Origin of the sequence: Streptoalloteichus hindustanus, from assembly GCF_900129375.1 — a bacterium.
GTDB lineage: Bacteria > Actinomycetota > Actinomycetes > Mycobacteriales > Pseudonocardiaceae > Streptoalloteichus > Streptoalloteichus hindustanus.
In genome coordinates this window covers 109437-134946 of record NZ_FQVN01000011.1, presented here as the reverse complement: position 1 = coordinate 134946, position 25510 = coordinate 109437, and the positions used below count along the sequence as shown (strand labels likewise).

The window sequence follows — 25510 nt, the reverse complement described above, 5'->3', positions numbered from 1 at the left end:
CCGTGGCCGCTGTCGTCGCCGACACCATCGCCGCCTACCTGGACCACCTGGCGGTGGAGCGGGGCACGGCCCGCAACACGCTCGACTCCTACCGCCGTGACCTGCGCCGTTATGCCGAGTTCCTGGCGGGGGAAGGGATCGCCGACCTCGCGGCGGTGACGCCCGACCACCTGGCCCGCTTCCTCGGCGAGCTCCGGGAGGGCGGCCCCGACCGGCCCGCCCTGGCCGCGTCGTCGGCCGCGCGGACCCTGGTCGCGGTGCGCGGGCTGCACCGCTTCGCCCACCAGGAGGGCCAGGTTCCGGAGGACGTCTCCCGGGAGGTCAGGCCGCCGACGCCGCCGCGCAGGCTGCCCAAGGCGCTGCCCGTGGACGACGTGGTGCGCCTGCTGGAGAACACGGGTAGTGAGGACGACCCGCGCGGCCTGCGCGACCGCGCGCTGCTGGAGGTGCTCTACTCGACGGGGGCGCGGATCTCCGAGGCCGTGGGGCTGGACCTCGACGACGTGGACGCCGGCGAGCGGACGGTGGTGCTGGACGGCAAGGGCGGCAAGCAACGCCTGGTCCCGGTCGGGCGTCCCGCGCTCGCCGCGCTCGACGCCTACCTGGTGCGGGCCCGGCCGGCGTTGGCGGCGAAGGGCCGGGGGACGCCGGCGGTGTTCCTCAACGCGCGCGGCGGGCGGTTGTCGCGGCAGGGCGCGTGGCTGGTGGTGCAGGCCGCGGCTGAGCGCGCGGGGATCGGCGCGGAGGTCTCGCCGCACACGCTCCGGCACTCCTTCGCCACCCACCTGATGGAGGGCGGCGCGGACGTGCGGGTCGTCCAGGAGCTGCTCGGGCACGCCTCGGTGACCACCACGCAGATCTACACGCTGGTCACGGTGACCATGCTGCGCGAGGTGTACGCGACCTCCCACCCCCGCGCCCGCGGCTGACCGCTCCTCAGCCGACGCCGCCCGAGGCGGTGGCCGGGACCTCCTCCGGGACCTTCTTCTTCGGGACCTCCTCCGGGCGCGGCGCCGGGGCGCTCGGCGTCGTGGCGGGCCGCCGCGTGCCACCGAGGACCCCGGCCACCAGCGCTGCCAGCACGAGCGCCACCCCGACGAGCTGCCCGGCGGTGACCGGCACGCCGCCCAGCGCCGTCACGGTCAGCGCGGTCACCGGGACCAGGGTGATGAACAGGCTGGTGGTGGGCGGGCCGAGCCGGCGGGTGGCGGAGTTCCAGGCCAGGACGGCGTACACCGACGCGGGCACCGTCATGTAGAGCAGCGCCGGCCAGTGGTGGAGGTAGGTCGACAGCCGCGGGGTCTCCACCCAGCCGGCGGCCTCGGCCACCACGGTGACGAGCATCAGCGTGACGACCCCGCCGAACTGGGTCAGCGCGGTGTAGCGCAGCGGGCTCCAGTCGGGGAAGCGGTTGGCGCCCCTGGTGAACACCACCCAGCTCAGGACGCCGAACAGCACCACGACGGCGGGCAGACCCACCGCGCCGTCCAGCACGGCCAGGGGCGCGCCCCTGCCGAGCACCGTGGCCACGCCGAGCAGGGCCAGCAGCGCCGCCGCTCCGAGCACCGGGCGGGGGCGGCCGCCGCCGGCCGCCCAGCTCACGGCGGTGGCGACCAGCGGCATCGTCGCGACGAGCACCGACACGCTCTGCGCGGGCAGCGGGCCGATCATGGACAACGCGGCGACGTTGTACCCGGCGTAGCCGATCGAGCCGAGGACGAACAGCAGCAGGCCGCGGCCGTCGGTCCGGAAGGCCCGCCGGCCCTCGACCGCGAGCAGCAGCGCGGCGGTGAGCAGGGCCGAGAACAGGTACCGGACGAGGGTCATGTGCACGACGTCCAGCTCGGGGAGCACCCCGGCGCTGACCACGAACAGCCCGCCCCAGGTCATCGCCGTGGTCGCCGCGAGCACGACGCCAGCCGGGCGACCCTTCGTCATTCGTCGAACATCGAACATGGTGGCTAGTCTCGCACCGGGAGCCCGGTCCGGGTCAACTCGGACGTGTCGGGCGTTGGAAGGATGGAACCGACGAGGCGGGAACCCGCCCGCGGGACGGCGGAGGTGAGGCGTGCGCGAGCCGGAGCACCCCAGACATGACCAGATCACGCTCACCGGCGTGTTGCACGCGCTCAGCGACCCGACCCGCCTCGCGGTCGTCCGCCAGATCGCGGCCGAGGGCGAGCGGCAGTGCGGCACCTTCGAGGTCGGTGTGGCGAAGTCCACGCTGTCCCAGCACTTCCGCGTCCTGCGGGAGGCCGGGGTGACGCGCACCCGCTGCCAGGGCACCCAGCGGTTCGTCACCCTGCGGCGGGACGTCCTCGACGAGCTGTTCCCCGGCCTGCTCGACGTCGTGCTCAACGCGCCCGCCCACGTGGTGGCGCCCCGCTGACCTGCTCGGACCGGGCGGGCGCCCGGCGGGAGGCGGCGCGCTCCTCGACAGGGCGAGCCTTGCTGACCAGCCGCGATGCCTCCGGCGCGCCGCGTTGCCGGCGGTGACGGAGCCGGCCTAGGCTGCGGCCGAGAGCACCTGTTGATCCCCGTCGGCCGAAGGAGTCAGGAGTCATGTCGACACCGCAGCCGTCCCTGGGGCGGTCCCGTGGTGACGGCGTGGACCTGGACCCGACGGCCGGGCTGGCCCCGGGCGCGGCGTCGTCCGCCCCGGCCGTCCTCGGCGGGATGGTCGCCCCCACCTCGGCCCTCGGGTCGCGTGAGGTCGTCGAGGACGACCTCGTGCCCGACGGCGAGCTCGGCCCCACCGGCCGGCCCGGCCGGCACATCCCGGAGCCGCCGACGCTGCTCGCGCACGGCCCGGCCCGCGTGCTCGCGATGTGCAACCAGAAGGGCGGGGTCGGCAAGACCACCTCGACCATCAACCTCGGCGCCGCCCTCGCCGAGTACGGGCGCCGCGTCCTGCTCGTGGACTTCGACCCGCAGGGCGCGCTCTCGGTGGGCCTGGGCATCCAGCCGCACCAGCTTGACCGGACGATCTACAACGTCCTGATGGAGCGCGGCACCGCCGTGGAGGACGTCGTGCTGCGCACCGGCGTCGACCACATGGACCTGCTGCCCAGCAACATCGACCTGTCCGCCGCCGAGGTGCAGCTCGTCGCCGAGGTGGGCAGGGAGCAGACGCTCAGCCGCGTGCTCCGCTCGGTGATCGGCCAGTACGACTACGTGCTCGTCGACTGCCAGCCCTCGCTGGGCCTGCTCACGGTGAACGCGCTGGCCGCCGCCGACGGCGTGCTCATCCCGCTGGAGTGCGAGTTCTTCAGCCTGCGCGGGGTGGCGCTGCTGATCGACACCATCGAGAAGGTCCGCGAGCGGCTCAACCCCAAGCTGGAGATCACCGGCATCCTGGCCACCATGTACGACCCGCGCACGCTGCACTCGCGGGAGGTCATGGCCAGGGTGGTCGAGGCGTTCGGCGACGTGGTGTTCGACACGGTGATCAACCGGACGGTGCGGTTCCCGGAGACCACCGTGGCCGGCGAGCCGATCACCCGCTGGGCGCCGCGGTCGGCGGGCGCCGAGGCGTACCGGCAGCTCGCCAGGGAGGTGATCTCCCGGTGACCCGGCGCGCGTCGCTGCCCGGAGCGGCCGAGCTGTTCCGGCCCACCAGCGCCGTGCCCCAGCGCGCGGCCGCGGCGCCGGCCGCCGGCGGGGACGGCGCGACGGCCGACCAGGCCACGCCGCTGCCGGAGCCCGCCCGCCGCGGCAGCGGCCGGCAGAAGCACGACGCCAAGATCACGGTCTACGTCTCCGACGACGAGCTGGTCGCGCTGGAGCAGGCGCGGCTGCTCCTGCGCGCGGAGCACGGGCTGGCCGTCGACCGCGGGCGGATCGTGCGCGAGGCGGTGGCCGTGCTGCTCGCCGACCTCGACCAGCACGGCGCGGACTCGGTTCTCGTGCGGCGGCTGCGCCCGGAGTCGAACGCGTGACCCCAGCCGATGACGGGGGTCGCTCGGGCGACCCCGGACCGTCCGCTGCCGCGCGCGCTCCGGAGGGCGGCGCGGCGGACGTCGCCGCCCCGACCACCGGCCGGTTCACCGTCCGGCTGGCGAACTTCGAGGGCCCGTTCGACCTGCTGCTGCAACTGATCGCGCAGCACCAGATGGACGTCACCGAGGTGGCCCTGCACCGGGTGACCGACGACTTCATCGCGCACATCCGCTCGATGGGCGACGAGTGGGACCTGGACGAGACCACCGAGTTCCTGGTGGTCGCGGCGACCCTGCTCGACCTCAAGGCGGCCCGGCTGCTGCCGGCGGCGGACGTGGAGGACGAGGCCGACCTGGCGCTGCTGGAGGCCAGGGACCTGCTGTTCGCCCGGCTGCTGCAGTACCGGGCGTTCAAGCAGGTCGCGGCGTTGTTCGGCGAGCTGGAGGCGACCGCGCTGCGCCGGTACCCGAGGTCGGTGGCGCTGGAGGACCGGTACGCCGACCTGCTGCCCGAGGTCCTGCTCGGCGTGGACCCGGCGCGGTTCGCGGAGATCGCCGCCGCGGTGTTCCGGCCGAAGCCGCCGCCCAGCGTGTCGCTGGACCACGTCCACCAGCACCAGGTGTCCGTGCGCGAGCACGTCGCCCTGCTGCGGGTCCGGCTGGCCGAGGTCGGGGCAGCCACCTTCGGTGAGCTCGTCGCGGACTGCGAGCACACCGTCGAGGTGGTCGCCCGGTTCCTGGCCCTGCTGGAGCTGTACCGCGAGACCGTCGTGCTGTTCGACCAGGAGGACCCGCTGGGCGAGCTGCGGGTGCGATGGGTCGGCGGCGGCGTCGAGGAGGCCAGGGCGGCGGCCGAGGCGATCCTGGCCAGCACGGACGAGGAGGAGTACGGGTGAGCGAGGCGCCTCGTGGGGTGCGGGAGCCGGCCGTGTCCGTCGACGGACGCGCCGAGAGCCGCGGGACGACGTCCGACACGGGCGCCGCGGACGTTGTGGGCACTGCGGACGTTGTGGCCGGCGTGGCCGCTGGTGCCGACGACGGCGCCAGCACGGCGAGCTCTGACGACGTCGACGGGCCCGAGCCGCGGCCGGCGGACGGCGAGGGAGCCGACTCCTCCGACGTGACCGACGCCCGCCCCAACGAGTCCGACCTGCCCGATCTGGCCGACGACACCGCCCTTGACGCGGCGTTGGAGGCGTTGTTGCTGGTCGTGGACTCGCCGGCGGGGGAGGACCTGCTCGCCTCGGCGTTGGGCCAGCCGGTGTCCAGGGTGCGCGGCGCGCTCCGCCGGCTCGCGGCCGGCTACGCTGAAGGGGACCGCGGCATCGACCTGCGCCGGGTCGGCGAGGGCTGGCGGTTCCACACCCGCGACCGGTACGCGCCGTACGTCGAGCGGATGTTGCTCGACGGCCAGCGCGCCAAGCTGACCAGGGCGGCGTTGGAGACGCTCGCCGTGATCGCGTACCGACAACCGGTGACCAGGGCCAGGGTCGCCGCGGTGCGTGGCGTGAACGTGGACGGAGTGATCCGGACCCTGCTGGCCCGGGGTCTGGTGGAGGAGGCCGGTCAGGACCCCGACACACAGGGCATCCTGTACCGGACCACCGAGCTCTTCCTGGAGCGGTTGGGGCTGTCGTCGTTGGAGGACCTGCCTCCACTGGCCCCGCTGCTGCCCGAAGTGGATGCAATCGACGATGTCTGACCTGTCTGTGCGGAACCTGCCCGGCGACCCCGGGCCTGACCACCCCGAGGGCGTGCGGCTACAGAAGGTGCTGGCCAAGGCCGGCGTGGCCTCCCGGCGCGCGGCGGAGGAGCTGATCGCCGAGGGCCGGGTGAGCGTGGACGGCAAGGTGGTGCGGGAGCAGGGCCGTCGGGTCGACCCGGAGACGGCGGTGATCCACGTCGACGGCGTGCGCGTCATCGTCCGGGACGACCGGGTGTACCTCGCGCTCAACAAGCCCAAGGGCGTGCAGAGCACGATGTCCGACGACCGGGGCCGTCCCTGCGTCGGGGACTACCTCTTCGGTCGTGAGGACCGGCTGTTCCACGTTGGTCGGCTGGACGCCGACACCGAGGGGCTGCTGCTGCTCACCAACGACGGCGAGCTGGCCCACCGGCTCATGCACCCGTCCTACGAGGTGCTCAAGACCTACGTGGCGGAGGTGCCCGCCCCGATCCCGCGCGACCTGGGCAAGCGCCTGCGGGCCGGAGTGGAGCTGGAGGACGGGCCGGTGAAGGTCCACTCCTTCCGCGTGGTCGACCACTTCCGCGACCGCGCCCTGGTCGAGGTCGTGTTGCACGAGGGCCGCAAGCACATCGTGCGCCGCCTGTTGGAGGAGGTCGGCCACCCGGTGGACAGCCTGGTGCGGACCGCGATCGGCGAGGTGCGGCTGGGCAACCACAAGCCGGGCCGGCTCCGCCCGCTCAACCGCGCCGAGATCGGCTCGCTCTACGCGGCCGTCGGTCTCTGACCGGCACTGGCCACCCGCGGCCCCGCGTCCGGACGACTGGACGCGGGGCTGTCGCGGTTGGTCGCCGTTCTCCTCCGGTCCGCTTCCGATCACTGTCCTGATCGGAGGGAGCGGCTGTGGCGGCGACTTCTTCGTCGACGCGCGGAGAACAAGATCGTCCACTGTGGTCGGCCGACCACGTCGAAGACGACCACAGTGGACGGAGTGGACAGCCGCGGGGCAGACCGGCCGGTGCGCCGTGAGACCGAGCGAGGTCGTGGTGACGACGGCGTGCGTCGTCACCACGACCTCGGGGTCGGGGTTGGTGGTGGAGCGGGCCGGCGCTAGGTCCGCTGCGGCATCAGGGTGAGCGCCCGCTGGGCCAGCGGCTCCACCACCCTGGCGGCCACCGGGCCCATGACGGCCATCAGCAGCACGTAGGCCGTGGCCAGGGGCGCCAGGTCGGGGTCGACCGCCCCGGAGGCCACCGCCAGACCGGCGATGACGATGGAGAACTCGCCCCGCGCCACCAGCGCGGCGCCGGCCCGCAGCCGGCCGAGCCGGCGCACGCCCTGCCGGCTCGCCGCCCACCAGCCCGTGGCCAGCTTGGTCACCGTGGTCACCACGGCGAGCGCGACCGCCGTGCCCAGCACCGGCGGGATCTGCCTCGGGTCGGTGTTGAGGCCGAAGACGACGAAGAACAACGCGGCGAACAGGTCGCGCAGCGGCTCCAGCATCCGGGTCGCGTTCTCGGCCGTGGACCCGGAGATGGCGATGCCGAGCAGGAACGCGCCGACGGCGGCCGACACCTGGAGCTGGGAGGCGATGCCCGCCACGAGCAGCGCCGCGCCGAGCACGCGCAGCAGGAAGACCTCGGGGTCGGGGCTGTCCACCACGGCCGACACGTACCGGCCGAAGCGCAGCGCCACGACCAGCACGACGGTGATCGTGACCAGCGCGATGCCCACGGTGGTCAGCCCGCCCCAGAAGGTCACGCCCGCGAGCAGCGCGGTGAGGATCGGCAGGTAGAGCGCCATCGCGAGGTCCTCGAAGACCAGGACCGACAGCACCACCGGGGTCTCCCGGTTGCCCAGCCGGCCCAGGTCGCTGAGCACCTTGGCCACGATGCCGGACGAGGAGATGTAGGTGACGCCGGCCATCACCAGCGCGCCCACCGGCCCCCAGCCCAGCAGCAGGGCCGCGACCGCGCCCGGCGCGGCGTTGAGCACCAGGTCGACCACGCCCGCCATCCAGGACCGGCGCAGCCCGGTGACCAGTTCGGCGGCCGAGTACTCCAGGCCGAGCAGCAACAGCAGCAGGATGACGCCGATCTCGCCGGCGATGTCGGTGAACTCCTGGATGCCGCCCAGGGGCACCAGGCCGCCGTGGCCGAAGGCGAGGCCGCCGACCAGGTAGAGCGGAATGGGGGAGATGCCGATCCGCCACGCGAGCCGGCCGAGGACGCCCAGCCCGAAGCAGACCGCGCCGAGCTCGATCAGGGAAACCGCGGTCGAGTGCACCAGTCGTTCCCCGCCGCTTATCCGTGCGCGAGCAGGTCGGCCGCGGCCTTCAGGCCGTCGGACGTGCCGACCACGACGAGCAGGTCGCCCCCGGTGAACACGAAGTCCGGGCGCGGCGAGGGGTGCACGTCGCCGGCGCGGACCACGGCCACCACCGACGCGCCGGTGCGCGAGCGCAGCGCGGTGTCGCCGAGGGTGCGCCCGTCGAAGGGCGAGCCGTGGACGATCGGGAGCTGCTTGGTGGCGATGCCGACGACGTCCCGCTGCTCGTCCCGGAGCTGGGCCACCAGCTGCGGGGCGCCCAGGAGGTTGGCCAGCGTGGCCGACTCCTCGGGGGTGAGCGGTATCGACGCCGAGCACGCGTCGGGGTCGTCGCGTTGGGAGATGATGAGGTCGAACCGGCCGTCCCGGTAGGTCACGACGCCCACGCGTCGGCCGGAACGGGTCATGAAGTCCTGGCGGGTGCCGATACCGGGCAGGGGGGTCACCTCGACGTTCACACCCCGAGGGTAACCACCAATCCGCGCCATGACCGCCCCGCCGACCGCCCGCCGTCCACCCGATCCGGCGGCTTGCCCGCCGCTCCCCACCCGCGCGATCATGAAATTGGGGGGACCCCCACGTAACACCGTTTTGGACGGATTTGCGGCCTCCCCCAGCCGATTCCGCGACCTCCGGTGTCGTTTCGGACCCCGTGCGCACGCCGCGCCGGTGCTCCTGAGCAGCGGTGGGACGCGCGCGACAGATGTGAGTCAGATCGCTGTGTCCTCCCCACCCCCGGGGGCACGATCGGGGAATGACGAGGGGATCGGTTCGTCCACTGCGGACGGCGTGGGTGGTGCGGGACGGGGTGCCCGGGCCGGACGTGGACGAGTTCGCCAACCCCGAGCAGGTGAGCGCCGCCCTGGCCGAGGCCGGCCCGGACACGCTGCTGGCGGTGCAGCACCCCCACCGCACCCCGCTCGCCCTCTCCGGCGGCTTCGACCTCGCCGCCGCGCTGCCGACGGCCAGGACCACCCTCGCCCGACTGCGCGCGACGCACTACCGCCGCTTCGACGACGTCGTCGCGCCCTACACCGTCACCGGCCCGGACGGCACCGCGTCCGGCGTGCTGTGCCTGGTCGACCCGGCCGCCGTCGGCGCCGACGGGTTCGCCCGTGTCCGGCACACCGAGGAGGTCTACGCCGACGTGGTCGCCGAGCGCGCGTCCGTCCTCAGTGGACTCGGCTGCGCCACGAGCGCGGCCCTGCTCGTGCCGATGGCCGGTGGAGACGAGCTGACCGACGCGGTTCGCCGCGCCACCGCGGAAGTCTGCGTCCCAACCGTGTCCACAGTGGACTCAGGTGGCCGTGAGCACCGGCTGTGGCTGCTCGGTCCCGGACCGGACCGCGACGCCGTGCTCGCCGCGGCCGCCGCCCACCCCCTCCTGGTCGCCGACGGCAACCACCGGGTCGCCGCCGCGGCAGCCGCCGGGCTCGGCGGCATGCTGGCGCTCGTGACCGGCGGGCCGGACCTGCGCATCGGCTCGATCCACCGGGTTCTGCGCGGCACCGGCCTGACGCCGGAGGCCGTCGCCGACTCCTGGCGCGCCGCCGGCCTCACGCTCCACCCGACGCATCCCCGCGTGCCTGACCGGCCCGGACGCGTTGTCGCCGTGACCCGCGCCGGCGCCGTCGAGATCGAGCTCCCTCCGCCCGGCGCCCACGAGCCCCGCCCGCGCATCGACCACTCCGTCGTCGAACGCCTGCTCCTCGCCGAGGCCCTCGGTGTCGACCCCGCCGGCCCCCAGGTGCGAGCGCTGCCCGCCCCGCAGTTGCCCGACCCCGCCCGCCTCCCGGACGACGCCGACGCGCTCCTGCTCCTCGCGCCCGTCCCCTACTCCGACGTCCTCGCGGTCCACGCCCAACACCGCACGATGCCCCGCAAGGCCACCTACTTCACCCCCAAACCCCGCAGCGGCCTCCTCCTCGCCGACCTCGCCCCGTGACCCGAACGAAACCCCACCCTGGACAAGAACGCGAGTTCGACTCCGAATTTCCGGAGCGGAAAGAGAATTGCTGCGGGAGAGCGTTGCTTATTGCCGTGACGGAGTTCGTTTCCCTCTCCGCAACAGGTTGCGAAAAGGTTGGTCGACGTGGTGAGCTGCTCCAGAGGATGGCTCCGGTAGGCGCCGGTCGGGTCCCCGCCGGGCGGGTTAGGCTATTGTGACCCGTCCGATAAGGTGAATTCCCTTGCGCGGGGATACCGTCGCTCGCGCCGACGGGGTCGTGGTCGAGGGGGTTGACCGTGACGGAGGGCTTCACGAGCAGACCGGCGCCGATCAACCATAACGCGAATGTGCTTGTCAAAATCGCCGGCTATCTGGAGGCGGCTCGCCCTGACGTCGAGTTGGCGACCAGGGCACGGGCGCCACGGGCTCCGCTGGACGTCGGTGGGCAGGCCGAGCGGTTCACCGCGTTCGCGTTCGACCAGTTCCAGGACGCGGTGGTGTTGTTGGGTGCGCTGGCGACGAAGCTCCGCGAGACAGGCCGGGAGCACGCGGTCGTTGACGAGAAGGTCCAGCAGAACATGGACAGCTTCCTGCTGGAGACAACCCTTGTTCCACCCGAGCGGCGCTGAGACGTGTTTTTCGTCAGTCCCTCTTGGGGGCGGGCATGGCGTACTGGGGCGACGTGAAGTACCTCGCCGAGGCGGACCCAGGAATGGTGGACGTCAACGCCGAGGAATACAGACGGGTGAACCGGGCCATCCAGTCGGCGCCCCCGGACTTCGGGCAGGTGCGGAGCGGAACTGAATGGGTGGGGCGGGGGCACGAGATCTACGACCGGAAGCTTGACGAGTCCGTCACTCTTCTGCAGCACCTGGCGACCGCCTTCCGGAAGGCGGGAGATGCGCTCGACGAGTACGGGCGGGAGCTGAAACGCGCGAAGGACCGTCTCGAGGAGGGGGAGCGGAAGCAGGATCGCCTCAGGGAACTCCTGAAGCGCTACCAGTCCGGCCACACGCCCGCCTTCGACGACGCCGAGCCACTGCGCCAGTGGGAGGACATCACGCGGACCACGGGCGTCTGGGACGCGCTGTCCGACCCGCTCACGATCGACAGCGCGGTTCGGGCGGAGGGCGACCGGCTGTCGACCGAGATCAGCAGCGCCTTCGACGAGGCCCGGCGCATCGAGCTGGCCGCACGCGACCACTGCCTCCCCGTCCTCGGGGCAGGCCCACGCCATGCTCCCGGACTACCGCGCGGACTCCGCCAAGGCCGAGTCGATCATCAGCTCAACCCCGGGAATCCGGCAGGAGATGGCCGAGGCGCGGCACGGCCCGAACGTCCGGCTCTCCGGCGTGGGGGAGATTCCCGAGGCCACCAGACCGGCGGCCACCGGCCTGGTGTCCACGACTCTCCGGGAGGTGCGGGACCACGCGGCCCGGCTGCCCGGCGGCAACCTCACCTGGGGCACGGCCGACTTCGCCCGCTGGCAGGTGGGCGTCGGCGAGACCGAGGACCAGTTCCGACAGCGGTGGATCAGGGACAACAGGGAGGTCATCAAGGCCGCGGCCGCGAAGTACGGCTTACCGGCCGATGTCGTCGCCGGAATCGCTTTCCAGGAGGTGGGCGGCAAGCCCATGTGGATGGACGACACGACCGACTGGGCGCGGAAGAACCTGCCGGGTGGAATGCGACCGTGGAAGCTGGCGGGGGAACCCGACCAGACCTCGTATGGGCCCGATGGCCATCCAGGTCCATCGGGCGGCGGAGACTCTCGGCTACGACCCCGCCCACCTCTCCGAGGAACAGCGCGGTGAGGTCATCGCGTCGCTGGTCAACCCCAAGGAGAGCGTCTTCGTCGCGGCCAAGCACCTCGCGGAGCTGAAACAGTCCAGCGATTTCGCGCTCACCGATCCGGACGGGATGACGCCAGAGCAACGGCGTGAGTTGGCGGCGCGCTACAACGGCGGCCTCTACTGGCGGGGTCCGGACGCCCAGGGCTACGCGAACAACTTCCAACGGGAATTACCCCAGGCGCGGGAAGCGCTTCGATGACGAGTTCGGCCACCACAGCGGGAGGAATCGTGTCCCTGGGCCAGGGAGAGCGGACAGACCGGACACCGCCATGAGACGGCGGCGCCGGCCTCATCGTCCTGAAGGGCCTGTGTTGTCTGTTGCTCGCCCTCGCCGCGGTGCCGCTTGTCTGGTCGTTCTTCCCGTCCGGCGCCAAACCCTCCGACAGGTTCGCCGGCAGTCTCCTCTTCGTGACGGCCGCGGGATTCCTGGCGCTCCTCGTGTTGTTCGTGCAGGCCATCCCGTTGATCCTGCACCGCATGGACGTTCGGTGGCTCGCCGCTCCGGTGGCCTTCCTCGCCCTGTGCGTCGTCAGGGTCGTCGCCCTCTTCGCCACCTCCTGACCCGGTGCGGACTCCTGGGCAGCTGATGTGGTCAGTCCACGTTGGCCACGGGAAAGCGGACTCGTTCACCGCGCCAAGGTCTTGGGTCGATGACCGGGTACTTCGACCACGGCAGCGCGTCCGCCCGCTCCCGGTCCAGGGTCTGCTTCCATTCGGCCATGCTGCCGCTGACGAGGAAGGGGCCCATAAGGATCTCCACGTCCTCGTGGTCCACCCGCACCGGCACGATCTCACCGGCGATGTCGACGTCGCTGTCGAGGCCGGATTCCGCGGCTCGCAGTGCCGACTCCAGGTCGGCGAGGCCGAGCGCGGCGGACCACTCGTCGGTCCCGGTGCGCGCCGTGACGACGAGGCTCCCATCGGTCTGTGCCTGTCCGCGGTAGAGCTGGAACTCCAGGGAGCGGCCGGCGAGCGGGTCGGCAGACCCGCCGAGCGGGGCCACCCAGGATGGTCGGAACCGGTCGAGCAGTGCCGTCATCGTCTCGGCCAGCAGGGTGCGGCGGGCGACGAGGAACTCGCGGTAGGCCGACGCGTCGCGCAGTTCCTCCTGGAGAGGCACGAAGTGCGCGGCGAGATCCGCGGGGTCCAGCTCGGGGAAGTACAGCTTCGGCGACCGGTTGCTGATCTTGCGGTTCGCCCTGGCGGAGATGAACGCCAGGTTCGCCATCTCGTTGATCTCGCCCTTGCCGTAGCCGTTCGGGTGGTTCCGCAGCGTCGACTGGGGGTGGATGTGGTGGTACTCCAGCTTCTGGCTGCCCTCGGCGTTCGCGGAGATGCTGGTGCCGTACCACCAGTCGGTGGCGTTGGCCCGCCTCGCTACCAGATAGCTGAGGAAGAAGTAGGGGCTTCCGTAGTTGCGCCCCTGGAGGTCGTTGGCCGTGACCTCGACGCGGGTGTCCAACGCCCCCAGGTTGGCGAGAAGCCGCTTGATGGGCTCGGGTTCCCGGGTGGCGGGAATGTCCTGCCCGAGACGCGTGTCGGTGGAACCGCTGTACCGAGCGCGGATCGTCGCGACCAGGAACCAGTAGAGCACCGCGTTGGTCGTGTCGGCGCCGAGCGGTTCGTCGGGACGTTCCCCGAGGAAAACGATCAACGGCAGCAACGCCACGTGGGAAGGGATGAGTCCACTGTGGTCAACGCCAAGGTTCTCCCGCAGCAGCGGAACGAGGTGGCGCAGTCCGCGTTGGACGGTCCGCCAGCCCTGCTCAAGAGCCTCGTCGCTTGCTGCCACCAGCTTCCCGTGGGACCAGGCGTTGAGGCCACGACCGAGCACGGCGCCGGTGAGCGCGCGGGTGAGGAAGGTGACGTCGAGGTCCGGGTAGTCGCGGCGGGCCCAGTAGTCGGCCTCGTCCTCCAGCTTGCCGAGGATGCCCGGCCACCGTGCCGACAGCGTGGCGAGGGAGAGGTCGGTGGTCCGGAGCCGCTGGCCGCCACTGTTGACCCGCACGAAGATCTGCGCCACCTCCTCGTACGGGAAGTCGGTCAGGATCTCCATGTGGAAGCGCCGGCTCCGAACCGCCGCGAGCTGGCCGATCCGCTCGCCGACGACGTCGGGGTCGAGTGCGGGCACGGCCTCGTGCAGCCGTTGGATGAGCGGGAACTGCTTCGCCCCGGGCCGCAGGACCTCGTGCACCTTGATCCAGCGCGGGTCCTTGGCGGTGGTCGCGCTCTGGTTCTGGAAGGCCTCGGTCTCCACGTTGAAGACGACCTGGGCGTCGGGGTGGTCGGTGAGGACCCGGTGCAGCGATGTGAGCCGCTGCTGACCATCCAGGAGGTACAGCGGAAGGACAGCTGCCGTCGCCTGTGGTGTTCCGGTCGCCGCCTCTCTGGTCTGCGGCGTCTCGGTGGTCTGCCAGAACAACAGCGAGCCCGTCGGATAGCCGCGATAGAGGGATTCGACCAGCCGCGCGACCTGGGTCGGCTTCCAGACGTAGCCCCGCTGGATCTCGGGCAGCCGGATCTCGCCACCGGAGATCTGGCCGACCAACGTCGTGACGTCTCGCTCGGTCTTCTCGACGGGCATTCTTCTCGGTCCTCATCGCCGTAGGCGGGGTGGTCAGCGGTGCCGACCACGTCTGTCGGGAGGGTGGGACGACGCGTCACGCCTTCAGGAAGGGACTCGCTTTCCCCGTCTGGTGGAAGATCGCGAGCATGTCGCGGGCGCGGGTCGCGGCGACGAACAGGAGGCAGCGCTCCCGTTGCAGGTCCTGCTGGTGCGCGACCGGGTCCTCCTCCGGGCTGGTCAGGAACTTGGTCGCGGGCACGTCGTCCTCGTCGACGCCGATCACCGCGATGCACCGGAACTCCAGGCCCTTCATCGAGTGCATGCTGCCCGCGCGCACTCCGTCCGCGTCCTTGGCCCGGCTGCTCGCGGTGGGAATGCCGGCCCGCTCCAACGCGTCCCGTGCTTCCCGCACCCGCCAACCGAACCGGGCGGCGATGGCGATGGCCTGGGGTTCCACGCCCGAGTCCAGCCACACGCGCACCTGGTCCACGAGCGCGTCGAGTTCGGCGGCGCGGCTGGGAAACCCGCGAACCACGGGGCGGCGGCCGTGCATGGGGGACCGGTAGCCGGCAAGGGTGTCCGGCTCGTCGTTCAGGCCGGTGGCGGCGTTGCCGTTGAGCACGCCCACCGACCAGCTCAGAATCTCCTGGGTCGTGCGGTAGCTGATGGTCAGCTTGTAGCTGCGGCCCACCACGCGGATGCCCAGGGCTTCCAACGACACGCGGTGGTCGTAGATGCGCTGGTTGGGGTCGGCGACGATGAACAGGTCGTCAGGGCCCGGCGCGACCGCAGCCCGCAACAACCGCCACTGCGCGGGGTGCAGGTCCTGGCCTTCGTCCACGATCACGTGCCGGTAGGGCTTTTCCGCGCGCTCGTTGAGGATGCGGGCGGCCTCGTCGGCGATCTGGTGATGGGTTCGCTGCCCCGAACGGCGCAGCTCGGCGAGCACATGCCCGATCGCCGTCCACACCCGCCCCCGCTGCGCGGTGTTGAGGCCCCTGCCACGACCGCGACGCCGACACTCCACGTAGCCGGGAAGGTCGTGGATCTGCTGGGCGAGGATGACCTGTTCCCACTCGCGCCACAGGAACGAGGGGCTGAACTCCCCGCCGATGAGCGCGGCGGCCTGGTCCCACAGGCGGTTCATGGTGTCGTTGTCGGCGACGTCGGGCTGCCTGCCGTGCGCCTCCGTGATGACCTGATAGGCAAGACGGTCCACATTGGACGCTTCGATTCGCGATTCGACGACCTCGTCGGAGACCAGCATCGCGAGCTGGCCCTGCAGGGCCTCGGCGAGGTTGCGGGTGTAGGTCGTGACGAGGATGCGGGGCTCGTCCTCGGCCGTGGTCGCGCGTTCGGCCAGGAACGCGGCGCGGTGCACGGCCGTCACGGTCTTTCCGGTGCCCGCGCCACCGGTGACCAGGGCCGGGCCGCGGTAGGACTCGCGATAGGCGATCGAGCGCTGTCGGGGGTGCAGGAAGATCCGCCAGGCGGCGAAGGGGTGCGCCAGGATCTCGGCCAGGTCCTCCGGCCCGGAGACCATGACGTACTGGTCGGGCGTCCTCTCGATCGCCGAGGCGAGGTCCGTCGGGTCGATGTGCTCGGGCGGCTCCGCGGTCGGCATGTGCTTGCTGACCTCGGCCCATGCCTCCTCCGGCGTCATCCCGGAGGCGAGTGCGACCAGGGCGTCGTGCTGGGGTGACGGCAGGAGCGGTGCCAGGGCGTCGAGGTGGGACTCGGTGGACAGGACGCGAACCAGCGGTAGGACCGCCTGGTCGATGCCGAGTCGGACGAGGTCGCTGTCCGAGACGTCGTCGAAGAGCCGCCGCTCGGTCTTCTCGGCGGCCTGCCGCAACGCGGGCTCGATGTCCTCCAACGCCTCCTGGTCCCGCACCTCAAGAACGCCGATCGCCTCGTTGACGGTGAACCGGCGGCTCACCGCGTAGGCGATCGCGTCGTCGTGGTTCATCACCTTCAGCAGTAGGTGCTCGCCTCCGTTCTCGGGGGCCAGCACGACACCGCGGTACTGCTGGTTGATCCGGATGGTCCTGATGCGTGGGTCCCTGGAGTTGTTGAGCGGCTCCAGGTGCAGGCCAGCGTGTGTGTGCTGGGCGAACTTGTCGAAGGCGTCCTGAACGGCTTTCTGGAGGTGCTTCTCCAGTCGCGCGAAGTCGGCGAGGAAGTCCTTGGCGATCGCCAGTCGAGCCACTGTTTCCCCCAATGCCACCCGTCCGAGCGCCTGATGACCTTACCGGTGACGGATGGTATTGATCGCGTGACCTCGGCGGCCTGGTTGAAGTGATAGACCATCCGTAAGGATGATCTTTGTGTCCGTTGGGGGAGGGGTTTCGTGACGAGCGTGTCGGATGAGCCAGTGGTCGCGGTCCCGAGCGAGGGCCAGCTCGTGACCGTCCGGAACCGGCAGTGGGTGGCCGCGAGCGTGGCCCAGGGCGAGATCGCGAGCGACGACCCGCAACGCTTCAGCGGTCGTCGGCCACACCTCGTGTCCCTGATCAGCGTCGAGGACGACGCACGGGACGAGGAGTTGCGCGTCGTCTGGGAGCTGGAGATCGGGGCCGTCATCCATGACACGACGGTCCTGCCGAGTCCCGAGGCCGGTTTCGACGCTCCCGACGAGCTGGCCGCGTTCCTCCACGCCGTGCGATGGGGTGCGGTCGCCTCCGCCGACAGGACCGCCCTCCAGGCCCCGTTCCGCTCCGGCATCCAGATCGAGGACTACCAGCTTGACCCCGTCGTCCGGGCACTGTCCATGCCCCGCACGAACCTCTTGATCGCGGATGACGTCGGACTCGGGAAGACGATTGAGGCCGGGCTGGTGATGCAGGAGCTGATGCTCCGCCACCGGGCCCGCACGATGCTGATCGTCTGCCCGGCCGGGCTCACGTTGCAGTGGCGCGACGAGATGCGCGACAAGTTCGGCCTGGACTTCCGCATCGTCGACACGCAGATGCTGAAGGACCTGCGCCGTTCCCGTGGCCTCTACGCCAATCCCTGGACCCACTACCCCCGCCTGATCGTCAGCGTCGACTGGCTCAAGCGCGAACGCCCGATGCGGCTGTTGCGGGAGGTCCTTCCCTCGGTTCCGCGCTATCCCAGGACCATCGACCTCCTCGTCGTGGACGAGGTCCACACCTGCGCGCCTTCCGGCCGTGGTCGGTACGCGGTTGACTCCCTGCGGACCAAGGCGATCCGCCAGTTGGCCCCCCACTGCGAGCACCGGCTGTTCCTCTCGGCCACCCCGCACAACGGCTACCTGGAGTCGTTCACGGCGTTGCTGGAGCTGCTGGACGACCAGAGGTTCGCCCGTGGCGTGCGGCCGACCGAGGAACAGCTCGCCCGCGTCATGGTGCGCCGACTCAAGAGCGAGCTGCCCGCGAAGTGGGACGGCACCCCGCGCTTCGGCGCCCGCGACCTCGGCTACGTGGAGGTTGAGTACTCCGCAGACGAGCGGCACGCACATGCGCTGCTCAACCGCTACGCCCAGAGCCGACGCGAGGCCGCGGGCGCGAAGGCGCAGCGCATCGCGGCGGACTTCGTGACGACGCTGCTCAAGCGTCGCCTCTTCTCCTCGCCGAAGGCCTTCGCGGAGACGGTCGAGAAGCATCTGGAGACGATGTCCCAGCGCGACGAGGCGAAACCCGTCGCCGATGCGACGGGTGAGCGCGTGCTGCGCCCCCTGATCGACAAGCTGGAGGAGACCGCCGAGGACGACGCCGCCTATGGCGACACCGAGTCGGACGCCCTGGTCGCGGTTCGGCAGTGGGCGCCGCCGTTGTCCGCGGAGGAACGCGGGATGTTGGTCGAGCTGCGGGACTGGGCGCGTCAGGCCCAGGGGCGCCCGGACGGCAAGTTCGCCGCGCTGCGCGGGTGGCTTGACCCCATCGTTCGCCCCCACGGCGAGTGGTCCGACGAGCGCGTCATCATCTTCACGGAGTACCGCGACACCCAGCGCTGGCTGTTCGACCGCCTGATCCACGAGGGTTATCCCCAGGAGCGGCTCGCCCTGCTCTACGGCGGCCAGGACAGAGACGAACGCGAGCGGATCAAGAACGTCTTCACCGCCGAGCCGGAACTCGACCCGGTGCGGGTGCTGGTCGCCACGGACGCGGCCAGCGAGGGCATCAACCTCCAGTGGCACTGCCACCGCGTGCTGCACTGGGAGATTCCCTGGAACCCCAACCGGTTGGAGCAGCGCAACGGCCGCGTGGACCGGCACGGCCAGCGGGCGTCCACTGTGGAGGTGCGGCACTTCGTGCCGGTCGGGTGGCGGCAGCGGACGTTCAACGCCGGATCGCTGGAGGACGAGCTGGCCTTCCTGCGCGTCGCCGCGGAGAAAGTCGAGCGCATCCGGGCCGACCTGGGCAGCGCGGGCGAGGTCATCGCCGCCCAGGTGGAGGAGAAGATGCTCGGTCGCGCGGCCGACTGGCACGCCGCGGACGTCGAGATCGCCAGCCGCGCCAAGCGGGCCCGGCTCAAGGTGGACCGGGATCTCGCCCGCGACCTGCAACGCCTCACCGACGCGTTGGCCAGCAGCCGCACGGATCTCGACCTCACGCCGGAGACGCTGGAGCAGGTGGTCCGCACCGCACTCCGCCTGGCCCACCGCCGTGACCTGACACCGGCCGATCCGCTGCCGGGCCTGGCCGCACCGGTCTTCCGCCTGCCGGAGCTGCCAGGAGCCTGGGCCTCAGCGCGCAACGACGGCCTCTACCACCCCGTCACCGGTGCCGAGCGGCCGGTCACCTTCGACCAGGATGCCGTGGCAGGGCGGCAGGACGTCGTCCTGCTCCACCTGGGACACCGCCTGGTGCAGATGTGTCTGCGGCTGTTGCGCGCGGAGCTGTGGGCGCAGGCCAGGGCGTCGATCAACGGTGACGCGTCGCCGAGTGGCGCGGCCAAGCTGCGCCGGGTCACGGCCCGGGTGGTTCCTGGGGACACGCTGCGCGTACCGGCGGCGGTCGCGTACGGCCGCGTGGTTGTCACTGGAGCGGAAGGCACGCGCCTTCACGAGGAGGTCATCACCGCTGGCGGGCTGATCGAGGGCGGAAAGCTCGTGCGCGCCAAGAAAGACGAGGTTAGCTCCTGGTTGGCGGCCGCGTCGGATGAGCCCGTCCCCGAAGGAGTTCGGGCCCGGCTCGCGGCGGTGTGGTCTGAGCTGGCCGATCCCTTGAGGCGCGCGCTCACCACCCGCGCCTCCGACCGCATCCGCAGCATGCAGAGCCTTCTGCGGCAACGCTGCGACGAGGAGGTCACGGCGATCGAGGCCGTGCTCGACGAGCTGGAGCGGTCGATCAGGTCGGTGCTGGAGGACAAGGACCTCTGGTACCAGCCCAGCCTGTTCGAGACCGAGCAGGACCAGCTGCGGGCCGACCGCGACGCGTTGACCACGCGCCTGAACTCCCTGCCGGAACAACGGGAACGTGAGACCGAGGCGTTGCGGCGGCGCTACGCCGGTCCCAGGACGCACACCTTCCCGGTTGCCGTGGAGTTCCTGGTTCCCGCCGCGATCGCCCGAGGAGCGCACTGATGTCCCCTGCTCGCCGCGCCACCGGCGCCCGCACGCCCAGCAACGCCGAGCACCACTCCGAATGGCTTGGTCTGCTTCGCCCGGAAGGCCCGTTCCTGGCGCTGCCGACGCTCACCGAGGCGTTCCCCCACGGCCTCGAAACCGTCCCCGACGGCGTTCGCACCCGTCTGCGCCAGGCGTGGGCCGAGTTCAGCGAAGCCCCCGACGTCCTCGGCTCCGCGTGGCAGGACCTCGTGCTCGCCGAGCTGCTGCGCTTCCCACCGTCCATGATGGACAGTGGTACGTCTGTTCCACCGGACTTCTCCGGCCCGCGCCCCGACAACGTGGTCTCCGCGCCAACGCCCGAGGGTGGCCGCGCTGGTCGGATGTACGTGTATCGGCGACCGTTCGACGAGTCACTGACCAAGGCGGTCAACGGTCAGCCCGCATTGTCGGAACGGGTCGCGCAGATCTGCCGGGATACTGGAATTCCCCTGGCGCTGCTGACCAACGGGCAGTTCTGGGTGCTCGTGCACGCGCGCCCCGGCGAGGCCAGCAGCACCGCCGTCTTCGACGCGGACCTCTGGCTGGAAGAACCCGTGCTGCTGCGGGCGTTCGCCACCCTGCTCAGCGCTCCCCGTGTCCTGCCACCGGCTACGACGCCGGACAACAAGCCCTCGACCAGCCTCGCCGGCCTGTTCGCGCGCAGCGCTGCGGCGCAGGCCCAGGTCACTGACACGCTCGGCAACCAGGTGCGCCAAGCGGTCGAGCTGTTCGTGGCCGAACTGGCCCGGCTCGACCGCGAAGAAGGCGGGAGGCTGCTCGACGTCGCCTCCGAACGGGAGATCTACCGCGCCAGCCTGACGGTGCTCATGCGCTTGGTCTTCCTGCTCTACGCGGAGGAACAGCGCCTCCTCCCGGTCAACGACCCCGTCTACGCCGAGTCGTACGCGGTGTCCACGCTTTACGAGCGGCTTGAGGCGGAGCGGAACCTCCACGGCGACGAGATCGGCGACCGCCGCAAGGCCGCGTGGCCGCGCCTGCTGGCTCTCTTCTGCGCGATTCACGACGGAAGCTGGCATCCGGACCTCCGGATTCCGGCTCACGGTGGATCGCTGTTCAACCCGTGGGCGTTCCCCTGGCTGGAGCAGGCGCGGGTCTCGGACCGCGTGATCCACGAGATCCTCGACGCGCTCCTAGTGCTGCGCCACAAGGGCCGTGCGGCGGAACGGTTGAGCTACGCGGGCTTGGACGTCGAGCAGATCGGTCACGTCTACGAGGGCTTGCTGGACTTCTCCTGCCGCAAGGTCGATGAGCCGTACGTCGGCCTCATCGGCAAGTTGGAGCCCGAGATTCCCTTGGCGGAGCTGGAATCCCTCGCGGCCCAGGGTGACGAGAAGCTGCGGACCTGGCTTCTGGCTACGTGTGGCCTGACCTCTCGACAGCTCGCCAAGGCGCTCGCGACCGAGCCGACGTTGGACCAGGTCGCGGCACTGCACGCCGCCTGTGACAACGACTCCGCGCTCGCGGAGCGGATTCGTCCCTTCTGGGGCCTGTTGCGCCAGGACCTTCGGAACGAGCCGACGGTCTTCCCTGCCGGGTCCGTGTTGTTCACGCAGGTCGGTGACCGGCGCGCCACGGGCACGCACTACACGCCGCGCTCCCTGGCTGAGGAGGTCGTGGAGCACACCCTTGCACCGTTGTGCTTCGAGCCCGGACCGGCGGAAGGCGTCGAGCGTGGTGAGTGGAGTGTCAAGCCAGCGGAGAAGTTGCTGGACTTGAAGATCTGCGACCCGGCGATGGGCTCAGGCGCGTTCCTGGTCTCGGCCTGCCGCTACCTCGCCGAGCGTCTGGTGGAGGGTTGGGACCGCGACGGGGTTCCTCAATATGTCGCCGACATCATGAACGGCGGGGAGGATCGCGAGGGCATGCTGCTGGCCGCGCGGCGGATGGTCGCCGCGCGGTGCCTGTACGGGGTCGATCGCGATGACATGGCGGTGGAGCTGGCGAAACTCTCGCTGTGGCTGGTCACCCTGGCCAAGGACAGGCCCTTTGGCTTCCTCGACCACGCCCTTCGCTGGGGTGACTCGCTGGTGGGTGTGCGGTCCCTCGACCAGCTCGTGCGCTTCCACCTTGACCCCGCGAGCGGCTTGGCCCGCAACAATCAGATCCCAGGTGCCATCGACGACCACATCGACGCGGCGCTGACCGACGCGACGAAGCTCCGTGAGGAGATCGAGGCGACTGTCGCCCAGTACCACGACGAGTCGAAGGAGAAAGCAGAGAAGCTGGCGAAGGCCGAGCGGTTGACGAGACGTCTCCGACTGATGGCCGACGCGGTGGTGGGCGCCGCCTTGTGTGAAGCACGCGGCCGTGAAGAGGGGGACGAGGACACCAAGAGCTACGAATCCTATCTGGACTTGGTGACCGGCGATGCACTCAAAATCCTGCCGTTGCGGTCCGAGGAGGAATCACCTCTAGAGGGACGGCTGGGCGAGGTCATTGAGGAATGGTTGCGCGGACCGCGCCCGGAGCCCATTCGACCGCTGCACTGGCCCCTCGAGTTCCCCGAGGTGATGCGGCGCGGAGGTTTTGATGCTGTGGTGGGCAACCCGCCGTTTGTTGGCGGCCAGCGCCTGACCGGTTCGATTGGCCGGGACGTTCGCGAGTACCTGGTCAAGCATGTGGGGCGTGGCAGGCGTGGCAGCGCTGACCTGTGCTCCTACTTCCTGCTTCGAAATCTCGACATTAGTGATCGGGGGCGGCTGGGGATCATCGCCACGAACACGATCGCTCAGGGCGACACGCGTGAGGTGGGGCTGGACCAGGCGGTCGGGCGAGGCTGGGAAGTCTATCGCGCGGTCAAGTCTCAACCCTGGCCCGGTGCGGCGAACCTGGAAGTCGCATTGATCTGGGTAGGTCGCACCCGCGAGAAGGAGGTGCGGACCCTTGACGGCAACCGTGTCTCCGGTATCACGCCGTCACTCAGCCCCCGGTCACGGGTCTCCGGTAGCCCTAATCGGCTGATGGCCAACGCTGAGCAGTCGTTTCAGGGTTCGATCGTGCTTGGAGCAGGTTTCATCCTGGACACTGAGCGCGCCCGTCAGTTGATTGACAAGGACCCGCGTAACGCGGAGGTGCTGTTCCCCTACCTCAACGGCGAGGACCTCAACTCTCGGCCCGACTCCTTGGCGAGCCGCTGGGTGATCAACTTCCATGGTTGGTCCGAAGCGAAGGCGGCCGAGTATGCGGAGTGCTTCGAGATCGTTGAGCGTGATGTGAAGCCCTTCCGGTCACAAAACAACCGAAGGGTGTATCGCGAGAGGTGGTGGCAGTACGCCGAGAGGCGGCCTGCCATGATGGAGGCGATTGCTGGGCTCGATCGCGTGCTTGTGATTGCGCGCGTGAGCAAAACTGGTCTGCCTCAGTTCGTGTCGACCCGCCAGGTCATGAGCGAGCAGGTTGTTGTCTTCGCGATAGACCGGGATTCCTACCTCACCTTGCTGTCGAGCAACGTTCACTTTGGATGGTGGACGACGAAGGGTGAGTCGACGCTTGAGACGAGGCTTCGCTACACGCCGTCGGACGGGTTCGAGACGTTCCCGCAACCGGAGCTGACTGCCCGGATGGATCGAGTGGGGGAGCAGCTGCATACGTTCCGGCGGGGTGTGATGCTGGGTCGGCAGCTTGGGCTCACGAAGCTCTACAACCTGGTGCACAAGCCGGGTGAGACTGACGACGAGATCCAGCGGTTGCGGGAGATCCACGTTGAGGTCGACAAAGCGGTGGCTGAGGCGTATGGCTGGACAGATCTCGACCTGGGGCACGGCTTCTACGAGACCCGGCAGGGCCGGCGCTTCACCATCGCTCCGGAGGTGCAGGTTGAGGTGTTGGACCGCCTCCTGGAGCTGAACCACGCGCGGCACGCCGAAGAGATCGCACAGGGTTTGCACAACCGTGGGCGTCGGGTGGGGGGCAACCGCAGGCGGAGCCTCCCGCCCTCGGCCAACGAGAGCGTTGACGGTGCGTTGATTCCTCCGGATGGAGCCTTGTTCTGATCCCCAGGTGTGGGAGGTGCTCAGGTCAGGTCAAGTTGGCCTGACCTGAGCACGCTCACAAACTTGCCCCATTCGGCCCTGTGGAAGCTAAGAGCCGGTCCACCCGGGTTCTTAGAGTCGGCTGTCAGCACAAGGTCCGCACTGGACCCGGCCTCCACGCAGCTCTCACCGTTGCTGCTGTGGCTTGACTTCCGCCAACCAGCGACCTCGACGCAGTTGGAGCCATCACTGCTCCGACTGGAGGTCCGCCAAAACAAGGTTGTTGCTGGCCTGCTCATGTCGACTTCTCCTTCAGGGAAGCGCGTCGAGGTACGTGCGGATCATCTCGGCCGTGTCAGTTGGCGACAACGCTACCGAGGACAGTCGGTCAGCGGCCTTGCTATGCAAGGCGACCTGATCCTGATCCTGCACGTACACTGCTCCCGCTGGAAACTCGACGTATCCGATGCTGAGAGCTTCCGCGAATGTGAGAAGGGTGAACTCCCCGTCAAGTCCGTCATGAACGGCTACACATGAAGGCATGACTTGTAGGACGATGTTGTCCTGCTCCATAAGTTTCAGCAGGTGCCGTAGCTGAGCGCGCATGACGTTAGGGCCGCCTACAAGGCGGTTCAGCACTGGTTCCTCGATGACGGCGTGGTACTGCAAGGGCTCGTTGCCGGAGAGCCTCGCTTGCCTGGCCATCCGAAGCTTCACTACGCGGTCAGCCCCGGCGGGAGCAACGCGAAGATTGTTGATCAGTAGCGCGGCTGCGTAGTCGGGTGTCTGCACGAGCCCTGGTAGTAGCAGCGGCTCGTACACGAACTCACTTTGGGCAAGTGCTTCCAGACCAACAAAGGTCTTCAGCCATTTGGGAACGATGTCGCTGAACGGTGCCCACCAGCTCTGCTGGTCGGCTCGTTCCGTCAGGGTCACCAGGCGTTCGATGTGGGCGGGGTCAGCGCTGTAGAAGGCGAGCAGCCGACGGACTTCCTCTGGCTGCTGTTGGTTGCGGCCGCTCTCCAAGTAGTTGATCTTTGACTTGCTGCATCCAACTGCTTGGGCGGCGTCGGCCTGCGTCTTCCCGACACGCACACGCGCTTGTCGTAATTCGTTGCCAACCAACCAGCGCAGGGCTGGCGGGTCGCCGCGTTCTGGAAAGAGGCCCTCTCCGCATCCGTCGTGTGGCGTCAGTCTGCCAAGCCGCACCAGCACCAGGTTCACCGTTTCGTGGCATGAAGCTAGGCATAAGACCACTTTTAGTATGCGATCACGATCGCTGATCGGGAGGAGTGGTCGGGGATGGGTGCGTTGGACCAGGCTGAGTTCTGGGAGTTGGAGGGGGATCGGCGGGAGTTGGTCGCGGAGGAGGTCGCCGCGACCGTGCCGAAGCTGTTCGCCGTCTGCGGGTTCGAGCGGGACGAGGGGGATGAGATCACCGAGGCTCGGGTGGAGGGCTGGGGAATGGCCGTCGCCGACCGCGTGAACGTCGTCGGGGCCGAGGGGCGGACGACCGGGAGCTTTCGGTCCGTCGACAGCCTCATGACGATGTTCTCGTACAGCAGGGAGGTCGGCCTCGTGTGGGCGGAACCGCGGCGGGAGTCGGCTGAGCACTGATCTTGGCAAGTG

22 protein-coding genes are annotated in these 25510 nt (G+C 70.1%); 15 read left to right on the top strand and 7 right to left on the bottom strand.

The window, feature by feature from the left end; genetic code table 11:
- Positions 1-2 precede the first annotated feature (2 nt).
- Positions 3-929, top strand: a complete 927-nt coding sequence (gene xerD, locus BUE43_RS27255) for a site-specific tyrosine recombinase XerD (protein WP_234995957.1) — start codon at positions 3-5, stop codon at positions 927-929.
- Between the two features lie 7 nt (positions 930-936).
- Here the strand turns inward: xerD and BUE43_RS27250 are convergent, their stop codons facing one another.
- Entirely contained in the window at positions 937-1938 is a 1002-nt protein-coding gene (locus BUE43_RS27250; protein ID WP_159447795.1) for a DMT family transporter, read from the bottom strand.
- Positions 1939-2068: 130 nt separating this feature from the next.
- Here BUE43_RS27250 and BUE43_RS27245 point away from each other — a divergent pair, with 130 nt between their 5' ends.
- The 6 genes from BUE43_RS27245 (at position 2069) to BUE43_RS27220 (ending at position 6409) form a co-directional block, all read left to right on the top strand.
- Positions 2069-2389, top strand: a complete 321-nt coding sequence (locus BUE43_RS27245; RefSeq protein ID WP_073488699.1) for an ArsR/SmtB family transcription factor — start codon at positions 2069-2071, stop codon at positions 2387-2389.
- 287 nt (positions 2390-2676) lie between these two features.
- Positions 2677-3570 (top strand): ParA family protein, encoded by an 894-nt coding sequence (locus tag BUE43_RS27240; RefSeq protein WP_073488781.1) that lies wholly within the window; start codon positions 2677-2679, stop codon positions 3568-3570.
- Positions 3567-3938, top strand: a complete 372-nt coding sequence (locus BUE43_RS27235; RefSeq protein WP_073488697.1) for a hypothetical protein — start codon at positions 3567-3569, stop codon at positions 3936-3938. Before BUE43_RS27240 ends, BUE43_RS27235 begins: the two co-directional genes overlap by 4 nt.
- Positions 3935-4834 (top strand): segregation and condensation protein A, encoded by a 900-nt coding sequence (locus BUE43_RS27230; protein ID WP_083960213.1) that lies wholly within the window; start codon positions 3935-3937, stop codon positions 4832-4834. Before BUE43_RS27235 ends, BUE43_RS27230 begins: the two co-directional genes overlap by 4 nt.
- Entirely contained in the window at positions 4831-5640 is an 810-nt protein-coding gene (scpB, locus tag BUE43_RS27225) for an SMC-Scp complex subunit ScpB (protein ID WP_234995956.1), read from the top strand. Before BUE43_RS27230 ends, scpB begins: the two co-directional genes overlap by 4 nt.
- The gene (locus tag BUE43_RS27220; RefSeq protein ID WP_073488695.1) at positions 5633-6409 is read left to right on the top strand and encodes a pseudouridine synthase; all 777 of its coding nucleotides are present in this window, start codon (positions 5633-5635) and stop codon (positions 6407-6409) included. Before scpB ends, BUE43_RS27220 begins: the two co-directional genes overlap by 8 nt.
- Positions 6410-6732: 323 nt before the next feature.
- Here the strand turns inward: BUE43_RS27220 and BUE43_RS27215 are convergent, their stop codons facing one another.
- Both BUE43_RS27215 and BUE43_RS27210 read right to left on the bottom strand, forming a co-directional pair.
- Positions 6733-7908 (bottom strand): cation:proton antiporter, encoded by a 1176-nt coding sequence (locus BUE43_RS27215; protein WP_073488693.1) that lies wholly within the window; start codon positions 7906-7908, stop codon positions 6733-6735.
- Between the two features lie 17 nt (positions 7909-7925).
- Positions 7926-8408: a cation:proton antiporter regulatory subunit gene (locus BUE43_RS27210; RefSeq protein WP_073488691.1), complete on the bottom strand. Its 483-nt coding sequence runs from the start codon at positions 8406-8408 to the stop codon at positions 7926-7928.
- Between the two features lie 296 nt (positions 8409-8704).
- On the opposite strand from BUE43_RS27210, the gene BUE43_RS27205 reads away from it, so the two are divergent.
- The 5 genes from BUE43_RS27205 (at position 8705) to BUE43_RS34405 (ending at position 12312) form a co-directional block, all read left to right on the top strand.
- Positions 8705-9895 carry a DUF1015 family protein gene (locus BUE43_RS27205; RefSeq protein WP_073488689.1) on the top strand — a complete coding sequence of 397 codons (1191 nt, stop codon included), beginning with the start codon at positions 8705-8707 and terminating at the stop codon, positions 9893-9895.
- A 350-nt stretch (positions 9896-10245) separates the two neighbouring features.
- Positions 10246-10527 (top strand): hypothetical protein, encoded by a 282-nt coding sequence (locus BUE43_RS27200; protein ID WP_083960211.1) that lies wholly within the window; start codon positions 10246-10248, stop codon positions 10525-10527.
- Positions 10528-11133: 606 nt separating this feature from the next.
- A complete protein-coding gene (locus tag BUE43_RS33770) occupies positions 11134-11712 on the top strand; it encodes a hypothetical protein (RefSeq protein ID WP_143174415.1) in 579 nt (192 codons plus the stop codon).
- Positions 11636-11950, top strand: coding sequence for a hypothetical protein (locus BUE43_RS33005; RefSeq protein WP_143174414.1), 315 nt, complete (start codon positions 11636-11638; stop codon positions 11948-11950). The genes BUE43_RS33770 and BUE43_RS33005 overlap by 77 nt, the downstream gene beginning before the upstream one ends.
- A 209-nt stretch (positions 11951-12159) precedes the next feature.
- Entirely contained in the window at positions 12160-12312 is a 153-nt protein-coding gene (locus BUE43_RS34405) for a hypothetical protein (protein WP_159447794.1), read from the top strand.
- Positions 12313-12343: 31 nt separating this feature from the next.
- On the opposite strand, the gene BUE43_RS27185 is transcribed toward BUE43_RS34405, so the two are convergent.
- Together BUE43_RS27185 and BUE43_RS27180 are read right to left on the bottom strand one after the other, a co-directional pair.
- Entirely contained in the window at positions 12344-14335 is a 1992-nt protein-coding gene (locus BUE43_RS27185; RefSeq protein WP_073488685.1) for a GmrSD restriction endonuclease domain-containing protein, read from the bottom strand.
- Positions 14336-14411: 76 nt separating this feature from the next.
- Positions 14412-16526 carry a UvrD-helicase domain-containing protein gene (locus tag BUE43_RS27180; protein WP_073488683.1) on the bottom strand — a complete coding sequence of 705 codons (2115 nt, stop codon included), beginning with the start codon at positions 16524-16526 and terminating at the stop codon, positions 14412-14414.
- 150 nt (positions 16527-16676) lie between these two features.
- Between BUE43_RS27180 and drmD the strand changes: the two genes are divergently transcribed.
- Positions 16677-19865 carry a DISARM system SNF2-like helicase DrmD gene (gene drmD / locus BUE43_RS27175; protein ID WP_200797677.1) on the top strand — a complete coding sequence of 1063 codons (3189 nt, stop codon included), beginning with the start codon at positions 16677-16679 and terminating at the stop codon, positions 19863-19865.
- On the top strand, positions 19865-23902 hold the full coding sequence (locus BUE43_RS27170) for an Eco57I restriction-modification methylase domain-containing protein (RefSeq protein ID WP_073488679.1): 4038 nt from the start codon (positions 19865-19867) through the stop codon (positions 23900-23902). The genes drmD and BUE43_RS27170 overlap by 1 nt, the downstream gene beginning before the upstream one ends.
- Before the next feature lie 20 nt (positions 23903-23922).
- Here the strand turns inward: BUE43_RS27170 and BUE43_RS27165 are convergent, their stop codons facing one another.
- A complete protein-coding gene (locus BUE43_RS27165) occupies positions 23923-24180 on the bottom strand; it encodes a DUF397 domain-containing protein (RefSeq protein WP_073488677.1) in 258 nt (85 codons plus the stop codon).
- Positions 24181-24193: 13 nt separating this feature from the next.
- Complete coding sequence (locus BUE43_RS27160; RefSeq protein WP_234995955.1) at positions 24194-25105, bottom strand: helix-turn-helix domain-containing protein; 912 nt, start codon at positions 25103-25105, stop codon at positions 24194-24196.
- Between the two features lie 78 nt (positions 25106-25183).
- Here BUE43_RS27160 and BUE43_RS27155 point away from each other — a divergent pair, with 78 nt between their 5' ends.
- Positions 25184-25498 (top strand): hypothetical protein, encoded by a 315-nt coding sequence (locus BUE43_RS27155; RefSeq protein WP_073488675.1) that lies wholly within the window; start codon positions 25184-25186, stop codon positions 25496-25498.
- The last annotated feature ends 12 nt before the right edge of the window (positions 25499-25510 follow it).